The following is a 15579-nucleotide window of genomic DNA, read 5'->3' as shown; positions in this document are numbered from 1 at the left end:
CAGCGGATCGAACATCACCACGATGCGCAGCACCTCGGCGATCACCCACATGGCGATGGCGAATTCCCCGCCCTTGAGGCGCAGGGCGAAAGTCGAAATCGGGATCGCGACTAGGCCCGCGCCGACAGCGCCGATGACCAGCGCCAGATAGGGCGTCATCCCCGCATCGACCAGCCGCAGCGCTAGATAACCGCCGACGCCGAAGAAGGCCTGCTGCCCTACAGAGACCAGCCCGGCATAGCCCGCGAGCAGGTTCCACATCACCGCCAAGAGGATGTAGACGAAGAGCGTCGTCAGCTTGTCGATCACCAGTCCGCTGGCCAGCGTGGGCAACAGCGCCAGGATCAGCAGCATTCCGGCGGCAACGCCAACGGCCAGCCGGCCCGAACTGGTCCAGCGCTCAACGCCATAGCTCGTCATGACCGACCCTCGCTGGTTGCCTGCTTCAATTGCGTGACGGGTTTCTGCGGTAACGGGGGCATCCGCAGCACCGCGCGCCAGCCCCCGAGATTGCGGCTATGGGCGAGATATAAACGAGCCCCCAGCACGCCGAGGAACACCAGATGTCCTGCCAGTTGGAAACCCTGTGCCGAAATGGTCGCGCCAAAGCTCTGCGCCACGCCCAGCACGATGCCGCCAATTAGCGTGCCCCAGAGCGAGCCGATGCCGCCGATCACCACGGCCTCGAAGGCGAAGATCAGCTGCGCAGGGCCGGCATAGGGATTGATCAGCGCCCGCATGGCGAGGAAGGCGCCGGCCAACCCGGCCAATGCCACAGCGATCGCCGCTGCGGCCCGATGCACGGCGCGCGCATCGATGCCGCTGAGTTCGGCGGCTTCCGGATCGCTTGCCGTGGCGCGAATGGCGCGGCCGAGTTTGGAAAAGCTGAGTACCAGTTGCAGCGACCCCAGCACGGCCACCGCCACCGCGAAGGTGATCACCGGCAATTGCCCCACACTGATGCCGAACGGCAGTTGCCAGCTCGCCCAGGACAGGTTGCCGATATGATTGCCGAGCGATTTGGTGTCCGAGCCGAAGAGGCCGAACATGCCATTCTGCAAGACGGCGCCGAGGCCGAACGTGGTCAGCAGCGGCAGCAGGAAGCCGCCCTTGATGGTGCGCGCGAACAACGTCGCCTGCAGCACCCAGCCGAGCAGCGCCATGATCGGCACCACGGCCGCGACCGCCCACCAGGGCGAGAGCCCCAGCACTTCGACCGCGAACAGCACCAGATAGGCGCCGAAAATAGCGAGGTCGCCGTGCGCCAGATTGATGAAGCGGACGACGCCGAACATCAGCGACAGGCCCGCAGCGAGGATGGCGTAATAGCCGCCGAGCAGAATGCCCTGGATCAGTGCGTCAAGCATCAACCATCTCCCCATGTGCGAGACCGAAATAGGCTTCGGTGATGGCCTGCTTGCCCAGTGTCTGCGGCTGGCCGTCGAGCACGATGCGCCCTTCGAGCATGCAGATCACCCGGTCGGAAAATTCCATGGCACGGTCGAGATCCTGCTCGACCACGACCATCGCTGTATCGCCGCGACCCTTGAGCCCGGCCAGTTGTTCGTAGAGGCCTTCGATGGCCACTGGCGAAAGCCCCAGCGACACCTCGTCGAGCAGCAGTACCTTGGGATTGCTCATCAGCGCCCGCCCGATCGCCACCGCCTGCCGCTGGCCACCCGACAGGCCACCGGTCAGAACATTGAGCAGCGGCGCCAGCACCGGCAGGGCATCCAGCACGGTCGGCAGCGTCCACGCGCCCGAACGGCCATTCTCCCCCGCCACCTGCAGGTTTTCTCTGACTGTCATATCGATGAATAGCCGCCGTCCCTCCGGCACCATGGCGATACCGCTGGCAACGCGGCGAGAGGGAGCAAGCCTGGTCACATCGGCACCATCGAGCGTGATAGTGCCAGACTGAGCTGGATGCACCCCAGCCAGTGTGCGGAACAAGGTGGTCTTGCCCGCGCCATTGGCCCCGATGACGCCCAGCACCTCGCCGGCCCGGACATCGAAGGAGACATCGCGGACCGCCGTCAGCAGGCCGTGCCCCGCCATCAGATTGTTGACCGCCAGCATGGTCATGCCACCCCTCCAAGATAGGCGCGCCGCACTTCCGCGTCGGCCATCACCACATCCGGCCGCCCCTCGGCGATGACGGCGCCGGCGCTCATGCAGACCAGCCGGTCGATCACCTTGAGCAGTGCGTGCAGGATATGTTCGATCCACACGATGGTGAGCCCATCGGCCTTGAGCTGGCCGATCAGCGCGACCAGCAGGCTCAGTTCGGCCTCGGTCAGCCCGCCGCCGATCTCGTCGAGCAGGATCACCCGCGGCTGTGTCGCCAGCGCCCGGGCCAGTTCGAGCCGCTTGCGATCGAGCAAGCCCAAAGCTGCGGCCGGCCGGTTGGCGTGGTGCAAGAGGGCCGTGCGCTCCAGCGCTTCGGCGGCACAATCCTCGGCAGCGCGGCCGCTGAGGCCGGCCCCGAATTGCGCCGCCGTCAGCGTGTTCTCAAACACCGACAGGCCCAGGAACGGCCGCGGCACCTGATGGGTGCGGGCAATGCCTGACCGGCACCGGGCTGCCGCTCCGGTGCCGGTCAGTTCGGTACCGGCAAAACGCACAGTGCCGCCGGAGGGGAGGAGCGCCCCGGCTAGCACCCCAAACAGAGTGGTTTTGCCGGCGCCGTTGGGACCGACAATGCCCACCGCCTCGCCTTGTGCGACCGCGAAATCGACCGCGTTCAACACCTTGAAGGCGCCAAAGCTCTTGTCGATCCCACGGCACTCGAGCATGGGCTGGGCCATTGTCGGTTCACCGCTCATGGCTCAGCCCTGCACGGTGTAGGCGGTCATCGTGGCGGTCGTCGGCACGAAGGGATTGTCGGCATTGGAGACGATGGGCAGGTCGAACTCCCAAGGCCCTTCTGTGGCCTTGACCCATTGCACCCCCACCACGCCGGTAGTGGCGCAATTGGGTACCGGACCGGCAGTGAAGTCGACCAGCCCGACGGCGGTCTCGGCCTTGAGCACCGACAGCGCCTGGGCCAATGCTGCCTTGTCCTTGGGGTTGCCCGAGCTGGCCAGTGCAGCGACGGCAGCATCGAGCAGCGAGGCATTGGCGCCCACCTGCTGGTTCCACTGCTTGCCCACCATAGCCTCGTAGCCCTCGGCGATGACCCGGCTGCTCATGCCTGTCGATGGCGAGCTGAAGGGGAAATGCTTGTGCCAATAGGCGCCGGCATGCAGGCCATAGCCGAGCGAGCCCATGGCCTCGAGTTCGGCCGGGAACAATCCGGCTTTCGCGAGCTGGCAGATCTTGATCTGCTGGGCGAGCCCCTTCTGTGCCGCCTGCCGCCAGAAGACCGGAAAGTCGGGCGGAAACGGGAAGGTGTTGAATATCTCGCAACCTTCGTCGCGGAACAGGTTGATCTGGGTTGAGAAGTCCGCCGTGCCGTTCTCGTACGGACCGGGATCGACAATGGTGAAGCCGGCCTTTTCCAGCTCCGGCAGCAGCAGGCCGCGAATGGCCCCGCCATCGGCGTCATTGGGCAGCAGCACGCCGACTTTTCTGTTGGTTTCCACCTTGGTCCACTGGTCGGCATAGAGCTTGGCGAAATTCCCGACGCCGAAGCAGAAGTGGTAGGTCCACTTGAACGGCGACGGCTCGCCCGGCTTGGCGCCGCGACCGAAATAGAAGGCCTCCCAGGGCGCGGTGGTAGTGAGGCAGGGCACGCCCGCCGCCTCGCAGGCATCGGCCACCGGATTGACGGTCTCGGGCGTCGCAGACGCCAGCATCAGGTCGATGGCTTCGCCGTTGATCAGGTCCTTTGCCACTTGGCTGGCCCGCACCGGATCAGACTGGGTATCGGCCAGCACCAGCTGGATGCCATAGCGCTTGTCGCCAACCTGAACCCCGTCAGCCATGTTGCGGTTGAACTGCTCGATCAGGAAGGCGTCGCCTTCGCCGAACACCCCGAGCGGGCCCGAACGTGGCCCGATAAAGCCGACGCGGATCACCTCGTCGCCTTGCGCGAAGGCAGAGCGCACGGTTGCGGGAAGCAGCAACCCAGCCGCCGCGCCACCTGCTACGGTCCCTGCCGTCTTGATGAAGTTGCGCCGGGTGATGCCCCTGCTGCTGATCGTCTTGTAGATGCTCATATTTTCCTCCCTGGATTTGAGCGTCTGGCGGATCGGCCTCCCAACCGGACCCGCGTCATGCACGGCTGTCAGGCGGCGTGCCGCCGAACAAAAGCTCCAGCCTCCTCGATCGAGGCCATGCCTTCCTCCAGCATGGGCGCGAACAGCTGCCAGGAGTGGCACATGCCCTCCCAAACCTTGAGTTCGGCGCGGCCACCCGCGGCGTTGATGCGTGCGGCGATGGTGATGCTGTCGTCGCGCAGCAGTTCCCACGAACCCACATGCACCAGCACCGGTGGCAGACCCGAAACGTCGCCATAGAACGGCGTAACTGCGGGCGACCGCAGGTCGCCGGTGCCGACATAGACCAGGTTGAACAGGCCCATCAGATCGCGATTGACCAATGGCGCGTCAGCCAAGGTGCGGTGTGACTCGCCCTCGCTCGCCAGGTCCAGCGCCGGTGACATCAGCACCAGGCAAGACGGCAGCGGCCCGCCGCTGTCCCGGGCGCGCACCGCCACCGCCAGCGCCAGATTGCCACCCGCCGAGTCCCCGCTCAGGACCACCGATGCAGGCGCATAGCCACGATCGAGCGCCCACAGATAGGCGGCGTAGGCGTCGTCATGCGCGGTCGGCGCCGGGTGTTCGGGCGCCAGGCGATAGTCGACGCTCAGCACTGTTGCGCCGCTGGCCTTGGCGAGATGCGTCGCGATGGTGCGGTGAGAACGGGGTGAACCGAAGAGGAAGCCGCCGCCATGGTAATAGATCACCAGCCGGCTTTCGTCGCCGCCCGGCAGCCGGATCAGTTCGGCCGAACATGGCCCCACCGAGATGGTTTCGATCATCGCGCCATCGGCGATCGGCGTCTGGGCATTGATCGCCTCGAACCACTCGCGCAATTGCGGCGGCGAGGCATTGGCCGGAGGTGGATTTTCCGCGCTGATCTTCAGAATAAAGTCGAGCTGTTCCCTGGACATGATGGTCCTCCTCAGATGTAGGTTGACGCCAGCCCGCCATCGATCGGCAGGTTGATCCCGTTGATCCAGCGGGCGGCATCAGAGAGCAGGAAGGTCACGGGCGGGGCGATCTCGTCCCCGAAGCCGGGGCGCTTCATGCGCGGCGCATCGTTGGCGACGCGTTCCTGGCCCAGCATGGTGACGAAGTCGCCCAGGATCGGGGTGAAGACCGGACCCGGCGCGACGCAGTTCATGCGTATATCGAACTCAAGGAACCACTGCTGGGCCCGCGCAAAGGTCCAGACGATCAGCGCTTCCTTGAAATACTGGTAGCAGGTGTCCTGAGGGACCGGATTGGCCGCCAGCCAGGCCTCGCCCTCGGCGAAGCCATCGACCGTCGACAGTGCTTTGTGCAGCGCAAGCCGCTGCTGCCACTCGCCGCCCAGCACCGAGGCGAAATTGACAATGGATGCCCCGGGCTTCAGCCGCTCGACCACGCCCTCGGTCAGGTGGCGCAGGCCGAGGTAGTTCACGCGCCCGACCAGTTCCCTTGGGGCAGTGCCGGGAACGCCAGCCGCATTGACCAGCCCGTCGAATCTTTCCGGCAGCGCCGCGATTGCCGCATCGATGCTTGCGGGGTCACCCAGATCGGCCTTCACGAAGCCGTCCAGCGTGATGAGTGGGTCGTTGCGGTCGAGGCCGATAACGCGGGCGCCCGAGAAGCGGGCGAGCCGGACAACTTCCCCGCCAATGCCCGACGAGGCGCCGGTCACGACAATGGTCTTGCCTGAAAGGTTCATGGCAGCATTCCTTTGAATTGGTGGATCAGAACGGGTAGGCCGTGGCCTGCTCCTTGACCGAGATCCACATCCACTGGGTGAATTCCTCGATATCGGCGGGACCGCCAATGCGGCTGCCATTGCCCGATTTGCCGCGTCCACCGAAGGGGGCGAAGGGCCCGCCATTGACCGTCTGGTCGTTGATATGGAGCTGGCCGACATTGAGCTGCTCGCCCAGCGCCAGGGCGCGGCCGGTAGCGGCCGAGATCACCCCGGCGGCGAGGCCATAGTCCGACATATTGGCGATCTCGATGGCTTCCGCGTCCGAGCCGAAGCGCACGATGCAGGCGACGGGCCCGAAGATTTCCTCTTCGAAGGCGCGCATGCCCGGCTTGACGCCGTCGAGCACGGTGGCGGCATAGAAGCGCCCGTCATGGGTGCCACCGGCGAGGAGCTTTGCGCCCTTGGCCACAGCGTCCTCGACGATGGCCTGGATGGTGGCGACCTGGCCGTCCGAGATGATCGGCCCCAGGGCGACACGACCGGAGGACGGGTCGCCTGCCGGCAGGTGGCTGGCTTTGGTCACCAGTTTTTCGGTCAGCGCCTCGGCAATGGATTCATGGGCCAGGATCAGCCCCGTCGCCATGCAGATCTGGCCCTGGTGCAGGAAGGCGCCCCAGGCGGCATTGGAGGCGGCGATGTCGAGATCGGCATCGTCGAGCACGATCAGCGCATTCTTGCCGCCCAGTTCGAGCTGCACCTTCTTGAGATGCTTGCCGCAGAGTTCGCCCACCTTGGAGCCGCCGCGCGCCGAGCCGGTGAAGGACACCATGGCGATATTGGGATCGGTGCAGAGGGCTTCGCCGGCATCGGCGCCACCGGGCACGATTTGCAGCACGCCCTTGGGCAGGCCGGCTTCCTCGAAAATGCGGGCAATGATAATGCCGCCGCTGATCGCCGTGCGCGGATCGGGCTTGTGCACAACGGCATTGCCCAAAGCCAGGGCCGCGGCGATGGCCCGCACCGACAGCACCAGCGGGAAATTGAACGGCGAGATCACGCCCACCACGCCATGCGGGACCCGCTTGGCATAGTTGGTGCGATCATCGAAGCCTGACAGCACCAGCCCGGTCGGTTGCGTGGCAAGGCCGGCCGCATGGCGGATGAACAGCGCGCCATGCTCGATCTCGATGCTGGCCTTGGGCTGGATCGACCCGCTTTCGCGCATGATCCAGCCGATCAGTTCTTCGCCATTGGCCACCAGCAGGTCAGCTGCCTTGTTGAGAATGGTGGCGCGGGCCGTCGGCAGGGTCTTGGCCCAGGCGCGCTGCGCCTGGCGGGCTTCGGCGGCGGCGCGGGCAATATCAGCGGGTCCGCCAAGGCCGACACAGGCGAGCAAGGCATCGGTTGCCGGGTCGCGCACATCCACCATGCCGCCGGCAGTGACCTGCCACTCGCTGAACAGCGCCTTGCCGGTCCATTTCTCGACCGCGATGAAATTGGGGCTCTGGATATTCATGTCGTCCTCCTCCTCGTGCCGGCAATGCGGCCATGTTCCTCGGACCGGCTTGTGCCGGCTTGCCGCGTAGGAGAAGAGGCGTGGGAGTGACGAGGCCTGCCGCCGGGCAAGCCGGTGGCGCTGGCAAACAAGCGGTTTTCCGCCTGTCGCATTAGCCGTCACGAAGACCTTTGGGGTCGATGTCCTCCCACGCCCGCTTCCTCAAACGGGCTTGCCAACTCAATTGCAAGCTCCGTGCCAGATGCGGCGGCAGAGGCACAGCGTGGTGCCGTTCCCGCCTCAAAGCCGATTGGCTGCAAGCACTTGATGGCGGCGATACTGCTCCAGCGCATCATCCGAAACTTAAGGTTAGGAAGGACGGTCCGATCACAGCACCCTCATTTGAGCAAATTTCTCTGGATCATTTCATGAAATCATGAATTCTTGGCGGAAGGTGGAGGATCGATCATGAACAAGGCAGACCGGTTGATTTCACTGGCCGAGGCATCGCGCCAGGCGCAAGGCATTCTCAGTCGCGGCGCCAGCAGCGAACTCGAAACCGGCGCGGCTCCCACTTTCGAGGACCTCACAGAGATCCTGCATTTTGCCCTGGGCGACGGGCGCATCTGGCTCAATGACCAGCGCGTGGTGCTGATGCAGTCCTCGGTGCTGGGCCGTATCCGCGAAGAAATCATCGACGCCTTCGGCACCGACACCGCCCGCGCCATGTTCATGCGCATCGGCTATATGCAGGGCGTGCGCGATGCGGAACTGATCCAGAAGCGCTGGCCGCAGGAGGACCTGACCCACGCCCTCGCCGCCGGGCCGCGCGTCCATACGCTCGAAGGCTTCGTCAAGGTCACGACCAAGCATTTCGAGTTCGACGGCGACAAGGGCACCTATTTCGGCGAGTTCCTGTGGGACGATTCCTCCGAAGCCGCCGAGCACCTGGCCAGCTACGGCGTTTCCACCCAGCCCGTCTGCTGGATGCAGACCGGCTATCCCTCTGGCTATACCAGCAAGCTTTTCGGCAAGCCGGTGATCTTTCGCGAGACCGAATGCGCCGGCATGGGCGCCAAGCATTGCACGGTGATCGGCCAGAATGCCGAGGCCTGGGAGAAGGACGCGCCGGAGCGCGAATATTTCGGCCTGCACTGGAAGAACCGCCGCACCTATCCGTCCGTCCAGGTGCCCCAGACACAACCCGCCGAAGACGATCCCGCACCCGATGCCACCGGCAATGTCGCCGTCGGCGTGTCCGCGGCCTTCATGCGCACCCGCCATCTGCTGCAGAAAGTAGCGGTCACCGACGCTACCGTGCTCTTCGTCGGCGAATCCGGCGTCGGCAAGGAGCTGTTCTCCCGGCAATTGCATGAGTTGAGCCGGCGGGCCGATGGCCCCTTCGTCGCCATCAACTGCGCGGCCATCCCCGACAATCTGGTGGAATCCGAACTCTTCGGCGTCGAAAAGGGCGCCTATACCGGTGCGACCAACTCACGGCCGGGCTATTTCGAACGCGCGGCGGGCGGCACGCTATTCCTCGACGAAGTGTCCTCGCTGGCCTATTCGGCCCAGGGCAAGCTGCTGCGCGCGCTGCAGGAGCGCGAGATCGAGCGCGTCGGTGGCAGCCGCACCATTGCCGTTAATGTTCGCGTCGTGGCCGCCTCCAACGTCGATCTGGCCCAGGAAGTGGCGGCGGGGCGCTTCCGCCAGGATCTCTATTTCCGGCTCTGCGTCTTCCCGGTGGCAATCCCGCCACTACGCGAGCGGCGCGACGATATTCCGCTGCTGATGGCCCACTTCCTGCGCCTCTATTCGGCGCGCCATGGCCGCACCATCCGCGGCTTCACCCGGCGCGCCACCGAGGCACTGCTCAAATATGACTATCCCGGCAACATCCGCGAACTGCAAAACCTCATCGAGCGCGGCACCGTCTATGCCGAGGCGGACGGCCATATCGATGTCGTGCACCTGTTCAGCGGCTCCGAACTGCTCCCCCCATTCACCGTCAGGCTCTCCCAGGACGGCCGGCTGGATCAACGGCCGTTCGAGCAGACCGCCACAGCGCCGGCCTCGGGTTCATTCGAGGAAATGGAGCGGGCCGTCTATGTCGCCGCATTGGAACGCCATGGCGGCAATGTGTCGGCTGCGGCGCGCGACCTCAAGCTCAGCCGGGCCAGCCTCGACTACCGCCTCGCCAAGTTCAAGATCGACCGCCGTACCGAGTAAGCAGCCATCGCCGCCGTCACAGCGGCTTCTTCAACCAGCGCGCCAGTACGCCGACAATTCCCTCGCGGAACAGCAGCACGCTGACCACGAAGATCACTCCCTGCAGCACCGTGACCCAGGCGCCGAAGCCCGCGAAATAGTTCTGCATGGCGACGATCACCGCCGCGCCGATCAGCGGACCGAACACCGTTCCCATGCCGCCCAGCAGTGTCATCAGCACCACCTCGCCTGACATGGTCCAATAGACGTCGGTGAGCGAAGCCAGCTGGAACACGATGGCCTTGGTCGCGCCGGCCAGGCCCGCCAGCGCCGCCGACATGACGAAGACGGCCAGCTTGTAGCGATTGACCTTGTAGCCCAGCGAGATCGAGCGGGGTTCGTTGTCGCGGATGGCCTTGAGCACCTGGCCAAAGGGTGAATGGATAATGCGGTAGATCAGCAGCAACGCCCCGAACACGATGGCCAGCACCACGAAATAGAGCGTGAGATCTGAGCTGAGGTCGATGAGGCCAAACAATTTGCCGCGCGGCACGGCCTGGATACCGTCCTCGCCGCCGGTGAACGGCGCCTGCAGGGCGAAGAAGAACACCATCTGCGCAAAGGCCAGCGTCACCATGGCAAAATAGATGCCCTGCCGGCGGATCGCCAGCGCCCCGATGCCGAGGCCCAGCGCCGCCGCAGCAACCACGCCCAGCAGGATGGCAAATTCGGGATTGAAGCCCCAGGCCTTGGCCGCATAGGCAGCGACATAGCTGGACGAGCCGAAGAAGGCGGCGTGGCCGAATGACAGCAGCCCACCAAAGCCGAGCAGCAGGTTCAGCGCACTGGCGAACAGCGCAAAGCACAGCACCTTCATGAGGAAAACGGGATAGAGCACACTGGGTGCCACCAGCAGCAGCACCAGCAGGCCGGTAAAGATCACCAGATGATGGCGCGGCGTACCGATGGGCAGGGCCGCGGCTTCGGAGCGATAGCCGGCTTCCGATTGTGTGGTCATCACTGGGTCCTTCCAAACAGGCCGGCAGGCTTGACGAGCAGCACGATGGCCATGATCACGAAGATCACCACCGCCGAGCCTTCGGGATAAACCACGCGGGTCAGGCCCTCGACGATGCCGAGGCCGAAGCCGGTGAGGATGGCCCCCAGGATCGAGCCCATGCCGCCGATGACGACGACGGCGAAAACGACGATGATGAGATCGGCACCCATATTGGGATTGACCGAATAGATCGGCGCGGCCAGCACCCCGGCCAGAGCCGCCAGCGCGACGCCGAAGCCATAGGTCAGGGTGATCATGCGCGGTACGTTGATGCCGAAGGCGCCGACCAGCGTGGGGTTTTCGGTGGCGGCGCGCAGATAGGCGCCCAATCGGGTCTTCTCAATAGCGAACCAGGTAGCAAAGCAAACCACGACTGAGGCGACGATGACCCAGCCGCGGTAATTGGGCAGGAACATGAAGCCCAGATTGGTGCCGCCCGACAGTTCGGGGGGAATGGAGTAGGGCAGGCCCGAGACGCCATACTGGTTGCGGAACAGGCCCTGGATGATCAGCGCCAGCCCGAAGGTCAGCAGCAGGCCATAGAGATGGTCGAGGTGATAGAGCCGGGCGATCATCAGCCGTTCGATGACGACGCCCGTCGCGCCAACGACCAGCGGCACGATCAGCAGCGCCCACCAATAGTTGATGCCCGTATAGGTCAACAGCATCCAGGCGACGAAGGCGCCCATCATATACTGCGCGCCATGGCTGAAATTGATGATGTTGAGCAGGCCGAAAATGACCGCCAGCCCGAGGCTGAGCAGGGCATAGAAGGAGCCGTTGATTAGCCCCAGCAGCAACTGGCCGAAGAGTGCCTGTGGCGGTATGCCCAAAAGCTCGAACATGACAAACGATCCCGATGGAAACGAACGGAGGCGCCCCGGCAGAGCCGGAGCGCCATTGGCATATTAATCGGCGAGGAAGGCGCAGCCGCCCTCTGCCACGGGACGGAAGGCATCGGCAGCCGGAATGGTCGCCATGGTCTCGTAATAGTCCCAAGGACCGGTGGAGTCGGCGGGGGCCTTGACCTTGAACAGATACATGTCGTGGATCACCCGGCCGTCCTCGCGGACGCTACCCTCGCCGAACAGCGGGTCGCTGGTCGGTGTCGACTTCATCGAAGCCAGCAGGGCCTCGGTCTCCTTGCCATCGGTTGCCTCGACGGCCTTTAGGTAGTGCAAAACGCTGGCATAGACGCCAGCATGCACCATGGTCGGCTTGTTGCCGCCATTTTCCGCGGCAAAGCGCTCGGACCAGGCGCGGGTTTCGTCATTGAGATCCCAGTAGAAGGCTTCGGTCAGCACCAGGCCCTGTGCGGTCTCCAGCCCCAGCGCATGAATGTCGGTGATGAAGATCAGCAGCCCCGCCAGCGATTGACCCGCCTGGGTGATACCGAACTCGGAGGCCTGCTTGATGGTGTTGACGGTGTCGCCGCCTGCATTGGCGAGGCCGATGACCTGGGCGCCCGAGGATTGCGCCTGCAGCAGGAACGACGAGAAGTCGGTGCCGGGGAACGGGTGCTTGACGCTGCCGAGCACTTCGCCGCCGGCCGCGGTAACCACCGCACTGGTATCGGTTTCCAGAGCCTGGCCGAAGGCGTAGTCGGCGGTGATGAAGAACCAGCTCTTGCCGCCGGTCTGCACCACGGCATTGCCGGTGCCATGCGCCAGGGCCCAGGTATCGTAGGTCCAGTGGATGGTGTTGGGCGAACATTTGGAGCCGGTCAGGTCGGCGGAGCCGGCCCCCGAGTTCATGAAGACCTTGCCCTTTTCCTTGGTGATGTCGCTGACGGCGAAGGCGGCCGACGAGGTCGGGACGTCGACAATGAGGTCAACGCCATCCTGGTCGTACCACTGGCGGGCAATGGTGGAGGCGACGTCGGGCTTGTTCTGGTGATCGGCCGAGACGATTTCGACCGTGATGCCCTTGCCGGCGGCATCGAAATCTTCGACGGCCATGCGGGCCGCGATCACCGAGCCTTGGCCCGACAAATCCGCATAGATGCCGGAGCGGTCGTTGAGCACGCCGATCTTGACTGAAGTCTCGGCCATGGCCGTGCCTGCCAGCAGCAGGCTGGTGGCCGAGGCCAGAATGAGGGTCTTGAAGTTCATGTCTTGGTTCTCCTCCGAGTGGTGCCGTGTGTTGCGGCTTGGTGCTAGACGCCCAGATAGGCGTGCAGCTTGTTCATGTTGGCGGCGAGGTCGGCATTGGGGATGGTGTCGATCACCCGCCCCTGTTCGACCACGTAGTGCCGGTCCGCGACCGAGGCCGCGAAACGGAAGTTCTGTTCGACCAGCACGATGGTGAAGCCCTGGCTCTTGAGCTGGCTGAGGGTGCGGCCGATCTGCTGCACGATCACCGGGGCCAGGCCCTCGGTGGGTTCGTCCAGCAGCAGGAACTTGGCGCCAGTGCGCAGGATGCGGCCGATGGCCAGCATCTGCTGCTCGCCGCCGGAGAGCTTGGTGCCCTGGCTCGATAGGCGCTCGCGCAGATTGGGGAACATTTCGAGCACCGCCTCGCGCGTCAGCCCGCCCGGCTTGACCTGCGGCGGCAGCATCAGGTTCTCGTCCACGGAAAGGCTGGAAAAGATGCCGCGCTCCTCAGGGCAGAAGGCGATGCCGGCCTGGGCGATGTGGCGTGGCTCGAGGCCGATCAGTTCGCGGCCATCGAAGCGCACCGAGCCCTGGCGCTTGTCCAGAATGCCCATGATGGCACGCAGCGTGGTGGTCTTGCCGGCGCCATTGCGGCCGAGCAGTGTCACGACCTCGCCGGGGCGAACGTCGAAATTGATGCCGTGCAGCACATGGCTTTCGTCGTACCAGCCATTGAGGTCGCGCACCGCGAGCAGGCTGTCGGTGGTCGAAGCGGTCATGCCCATTGCCTCACTCATGGCCGGCTCCGATATAGGCTTCGACGACGCGCGGGTCCTTGGCGACCGCCTCATAGGGGCCTTCGGCCAGCACCTGGCCGCGCGCCAATACGGTGATGCGGTCGGAGAGATCGGCAACGACGGACAGGTTATGTTCGACCATCAGGATGGTGCGGTTGGCCGAAATCTTGCGGATCAGCGCCGAGATACGCCCCACATCCTCCTGCGCCATGCCGGCCATGGGCTCGTCGAGCAGCAGCATTTCGGGCTCGAGCGCCAGCGTCGTGGCAATCTCCAGCGCCCGCTTGCGGCCATAGCTCAGCTCGCCCGCAGTCTCGTGGGTGAAGCTCGACAGGCCGACCTCGTCGATGCGTGCCATCGCCTCTTCGTCGAGCTGGGACAGTACGGTTTGCGAGCGCCAGAAGTCGAAGCTGTCGCCACGCCGACGCTGCAGGGCGATGCGGACGTTTTCCAGCACGCTGAGCTTGGGAAACACCGCCGAAATCTGGAACGAGCGCACGAGGCCGAGCCGCGCGATGTCGGCGGCCGGCAGGCGGGTGATGTCGCGGCCATTGAGGGTGATGGTACCCGAGCTCGGCTGCAGGAACTTGGTCAGCAGGTTGAAGCAGGTGGTCTTGCCGGCGCCGTTCGGCCCGATCAGCGCATGGATGGAGCCCCGCTGCACATCGAGATCGACGCCATTGACCGCGACGAAGCCAGCGAAGCGCTTGGTGAGCCCGCGGGCCGAGAGGATCACGTCTTGCATCGGTGCTGTCTGGGTGGTCATGGCTGCACTCATTTTGCTGTCCACCCACCATCGATGGAAATGGCCGAGCCGGTGATCGAGCGCGCCAGGTCGCCGCAGAGATACGCGGCCAGTTCGGCGATTTCCTCGGGCTGCACGAATTGCCGTGTCGGTTGGGGGGCCAGCATAACCTCGCGCACCACCTGCTCCTCGCTCATGCCATGCACCCGCGCCTGATCGGCAATCTGAGCGGCCACCAGCGGGGTCCAGACATAGCCGGGGCATATGGCGTTGACGGTAATGCCCTTCTCGGCCGTTTCCAATGCTACCGCCTTGGTCAACCCGACCACGGCATGCTTGGTTGCCACATAGGCCGATTTGAATGGCGAGGCGCGCAGGCCATGCGCCGAAGCGATGTTGATGATGCGACCCCAGCCACGGCCGGTCATGCCGGGCAAAGCCGCACGAATGGTATGGAACGCCGAATCCAGGCTCACCGCGACGATACGGTCCCAGTCGGCGGGCGGGAAGTCCTCGATCGGCGCGACCTTCTGCACGCCGGCATTGTTGACCAGCACGTCGAGCTGGCCGAAGGCGGAAACAACCTCGCCGACCAGATCGTAGCCACCGCCATTGAGGGACAGGTCAGACTGGAAATAGCGCACATTCGCGCCATTGCCGGCCACCGCACGCACCGCGTCATCGACGCTGGCTTCCGCTTCGAAGCTGTTGATCGCCACGTCATAGCCCATCGCCGCGAACTTGCTGGCGATCGAGAGGCCAATGCCACTCGTCGAGCCGGTGACCAGTGCCACGCGCTTTATCGTCATGCTCCACCCTGTAGCGGACCTTCGATGGGCCCGGTCTTTTGCCGGTTACCTATCAAGTTCCGTGCCAAGCGCAGAACGGCCGGCTTTAGGGAGGTTTCCGACAGGGCGGACGATCAAATATGTACGGCGGACACGACACTGTCCGGAAATCCGGACAGATCAGGCGCTGATATTGTGCCGCTTCAGCTTCTCGTAGAACTGCGACCGCGACACGCCGAGCCGCAGGGCAGCGGCGGACTTCTGCCCGCCAGTGGCTTCGAGTGCGTCGAGGATGGCCTGCCGCTCGGTATCCGCCACGGCATTGGCGAGCCCCTGCAATGGCGCGCCGGGCCGCGCCACGCCTGGCGGCAGGGCCCGGCCAATGACACCGGCATCCATCACCTCGGTCGGGGCCAGTGCGGCAGCCCGTTCGAGCACATTGCGCAACTCGCGCACATTGCCCGGCCAGGCATGCGCCTGCAGCAACTTGATGGCCTCGGGCGTGATCACCCAGCC

Annotated in this window: 16 protein-coding genes; 1 reads left to right on the top strand and 15 read right to left on the bottom strand. The window is 64.8% G+C overall.

All coding sequences use genetic code 11. The annotated features are described in order from the left end of the window. The 8 genes from V6M52_RS02785 to V6M52_RS02750 all read right to left on the bottom strand — a co-directional run. A partial coding sequence (locus tag V6M52_RS02785) for an ABC transporter permease subunit (protein WP_442881803.1) occupies positions 1 to 420 on the bottom strand: 420 nt, incomplete at its 3' end. Continuing rightward, entirely contained in the window at positions 417 to 1367 is a 951-nt protein-coding gene (locus tag V6M52_RS02780) for a branched-chain amino acid ABC transporter permease (RefSeq protein WP_332690779.1), read from the bottom strand. The genes V6M52_RS02780 and V6M52_RS02785, both read right to left, overlap by 4 nt. After that, a complete protein-coding gene (locus V6M52_RS02775) occupies positions 1360 to 2085 on the bottom strand; it encodes an ABC transporter ATP-binding protein (protein ID WP_332699217.1) in 726 nt (241 codons plus the stop codon). Before V6M52_RS02775 ends, V6M52_RS02780 begins: the two co-directional genes overlap by 8 nt. Further along, positions 2082 to 2825, bottom strand: a complete 744-nt coding sequence (locus V6M52_RS02770; protein WP_332699214.1) for an ABC transporter ATP-binding protein — start codon at positions 2823 to 2825, stop codon at positions 2082 to 2084. The genes V6M52_RS02775 and V6M52_RS02770 overlap by 4 nt, the downstream gene beginning before the upstream one ends. 3 nt (positions 2826 to 2828) lie before the next feature. Then, positions 2829 to 4160 carry an ABC transporter substrate-binding protein gene (locus V6M52_RS02765; protein WP_332699211.1) on the bottom strand — a complete coding sequence of 444 codons (1332 nt, stop codon included), beginning with the start codon at positions 4158 to 4160 and terminating at the stop codon, positions 2829 to 2831. A 68-nt stretch (positions 4161 to 4228) separates the two neighbouring features. Then, positions 4229 to 5116, bottom strand: a complete 888-nt coding sequence (locus tag V6M52_RS02760) for an alpha/beta hydrolase (protein WP_332690790.1) — start codon at positions 5114 to 5116, stop codon at positions 4229 to 4231. A gap of 11 nt (positions 5117 to 5127) precedes the next feature. Then, on the bottom strand, positions 5128 to 5895 hold the full coding sequence (locus V6M52_RS02755) for a coniferyl-alcohol dehydrogenase (RefSeq protein ID WP_332699208.1): 768 nt from the start codon (positions 5893 to 5895) through the stop codon (positions 5128 to 5130). A 25-nt stretch (positions 5896 to 5920) separates the two neighbouring features. Beyond that, complete coding sequence (locus tag V6M52_RS02750; RefSeq protein ID WP_332699205.1) at positions 5921 to 7393, bottom strand: benzaldehyde dehydrogenase; 1473 nt, start codon at positions 7391 to 7393, stop codon at positions 5921 to 5923. Positions 7394 to 7840: 447 nt separating this feature from the next. Here V6M52_RS02750 and V6M52_RS02745 point away from each other — a divergent pair, with 447 nt between their 5' ends. Continuing rightward, positions 7841 to 9601 (top strand): sigma 54-interacting transcriptional regulator, encoded by a 1761-nt coding sequence (locus tag V6M52_RS02745; RefSeq protein ID WP_332699203.1) that lies wholly within the window; start codon positions 7841 to 7843, stop codon positions 9599 to 9601. Between the two features lie 16 nt (positions 9602 to 9617). On the opposite strand, the gene V6M52_RS02740 is transcribed toward V6M52_RS02745, so the two are convergent. The 7 genes from V6M52_RS02740 to V6M52_RS02710 all read right to left on the bottom strand — a co-directional run. Continuing rightward, entirely contained in the window at positions 9618 to 10598 is a 981-nt protein-coding gene (locus V6M52_RS02740) for a branched-chain amino acid ABC transporter permease (RefSeq protein WP_332699200.1), read from the bottom strand. Further along, entirely contained in the window at positions 10598 to 11485 is an 888-nt protein-coding gene (locus V6M52_RS02735; protein ID WP_332687913.1) for a branched-chain amino acid ABC transporter permease, read from the bottom strand. Before V6M52_RS02735 ends, V6M52_RS02740 begins: the two co-directional genes overlap by 1 nt. 63 nt (positions 11486 to 11548) lie before the next feature. Beyond that, the gene (locus V6M52_RS02730; protein ID WP_332687912.1) at positions 11549 to 12751 is read right to left on the bottom strand and encodes an ABC transporter substrate-binding protein; all 1203 of its coding nucleotides are present in this window, start codon (positions 12749 to 12751) and stop codon (positions 11549 to 11551) included. Between the two features lie 44 nt (positions 12752 to 12795). Continuing rightward, positions 12796 to 13530, bottom strand: a complete 735-nt coding sequence (locus V6M52_RS02725; RefSeq protein ID WP_332699195.1) for an ABC transporter ATP-binding protein — start codon at positions 13528 to 13530, stop codon at positions 12796 to 12798. Then, positions 13523 to 14296 (bottom strand): ABC transporter ATP-binding protein, encoded by a 774-nt coding sequence (locus V6M52_RS02720; RefSeq protein ID WP_332687910.1) that lies wholly within the window; start codon positions 14294 to 14296, stop codon positions 13523 to 13525. The genes V6M52_RS02725 and V6M52_RS02720 overlap by 8 nt, the downstream gene beginning before the upstream one ends. 8 nt (positions 14297 to 14304) lie before the next feature. Further along, positions 14305 to 15084, bottom strand: coding sequence for a 3-hydroxybutyrate dehydrogenase (locus V6M52_RS02715; RefSeq protein ID WP_332687909.1), 780 nt, complete (start codon positions 15082 to 15084; stop codon positions 14305 to 14307). A 159-nt stretch (positions 15085 to 15243) separates the two neighbouring features. Then, on the bottom strand, positions 15244 to 15579 hold a 336-nt coding region (locus tag V6M52_RS02710), incomplete at its 5' end, for a helix-turn-helix domain-containing protein (RefSeq protein ID WP_332699192.1).

It is taken from the genome of Devosia sp., from assembly GCF_036676215.1.
Lineage (GTDB): Bacteria > Pseudomonadota > Alphaproteobacteria > Rhizobiales > Devosiaceae > Devosia.
This window is presented reverse-complemented; position numbering and strand designations above follow the sequence as displayed.

Excerpts from the sequence above, each read along its gene's own strand:
- V6M52_RS02780 (WP_332690779.1), bottom strand. The coding sequence starts at position 1,367 with ATGCTTGACGCACTGATCCAGGGCATTCTGCTCGGCGGCTATTACGCC.
- V6M52_RS02775 (WP_332699217.1), bottom strand. The coding sequence starts at position 2,085 with ATGACCATGCTGGCGGTCAACAATCTGATGGCGGGGCACGGCCTGCTG.
- V6M52_RS02770 (WP_332699214.1), bottom strand. The coding sequence starts at position 2,825 with ATGAGCGGTGAACCGACAATGGCCCAGCCCATGCTCGAGTGCCGTGGG.
- V6M52_RS02765 (WP_332699211.1), bottom strand. The coding sequence starts at position 4,160 with ATGAGCATCTACAAGACGATCAGCAGCAGGGGCATCACCCGGCGCAAC.
- V6M52_RS02760 (WP_332690790.1), bottom strand. The coding sequence starts at position 5,116 with ATGTCCAGGGAACAGCTCGACTTTATTCTGAAGATCAGCGCGGAAAAT.
- V6M52_RS02755 (WP_332699208.1), bottom strand. The coding sequence starts at position 5,895 with ATGAACCTTTCAGGCAAGACCATTGTCGTGACCGGCGCCTCGTCGGGC.
- V6M52_RS02750 (WP_332699205.1), bottom strand. The coding sequence starts at position 7,393 with ATGAATATCCAGAGCCCCAATTTCATCGCGGTCGAGAAATGGACCGGC.
- V6M52_RS02745 (WP_332699203.1), top strand. The coding sequence starts at position 7,841 with ATGAACAAGGCAGACCGGTTGATTTCACTGGCCGAGGCATCGCGCCAG.
- V6M52_RS02740 (WP_332699200.1), bottom strand. The coding sequence starts at position 10,598 with ATGACCACACAATCGGAAGCCGGCTATCGCTCCGAAGCCGCGGCCCTG.
- V6M52_RS02735 (WP_332687913.1), bottom strand. The coding sequence starts at position 11,485 with ATGTTCGAGCTTTTGGGCATACCGCCACAGGCACTCTTCGGCCAGTTG.
- V6M52_RS02730 (WP_332687912.1), bottom strand. The coding sequence starts at position 12,751 with ATGAACTTCAAGACCCTCATTCTGGCCTCGGCCACCAGCCTGCTGCTG.
- V6M52_RS02725 (WP_332699195.1), bottom strand. The coding sequence starts at position 13,530 with ATGAGTGAGGCAATGGGCATGACCGCTTCGACCACCGACAGCCTGCTC.
- V6M52_RS02720 (WP_332687910.1), bottom strand. The coding sequence starts at position 14,296 with ATGACCACCCAGACAGCACCGATGCAAGACGTGATCCTCTCGGCCCGC.
- V6M52_RS02715 (WP_332687909.1), bottom strand. The coding sequence starts at position 15,084 with ATGACGATAAAGCGCGTGGCACTGGTCACCGGCTCGACGAGTGGCATT.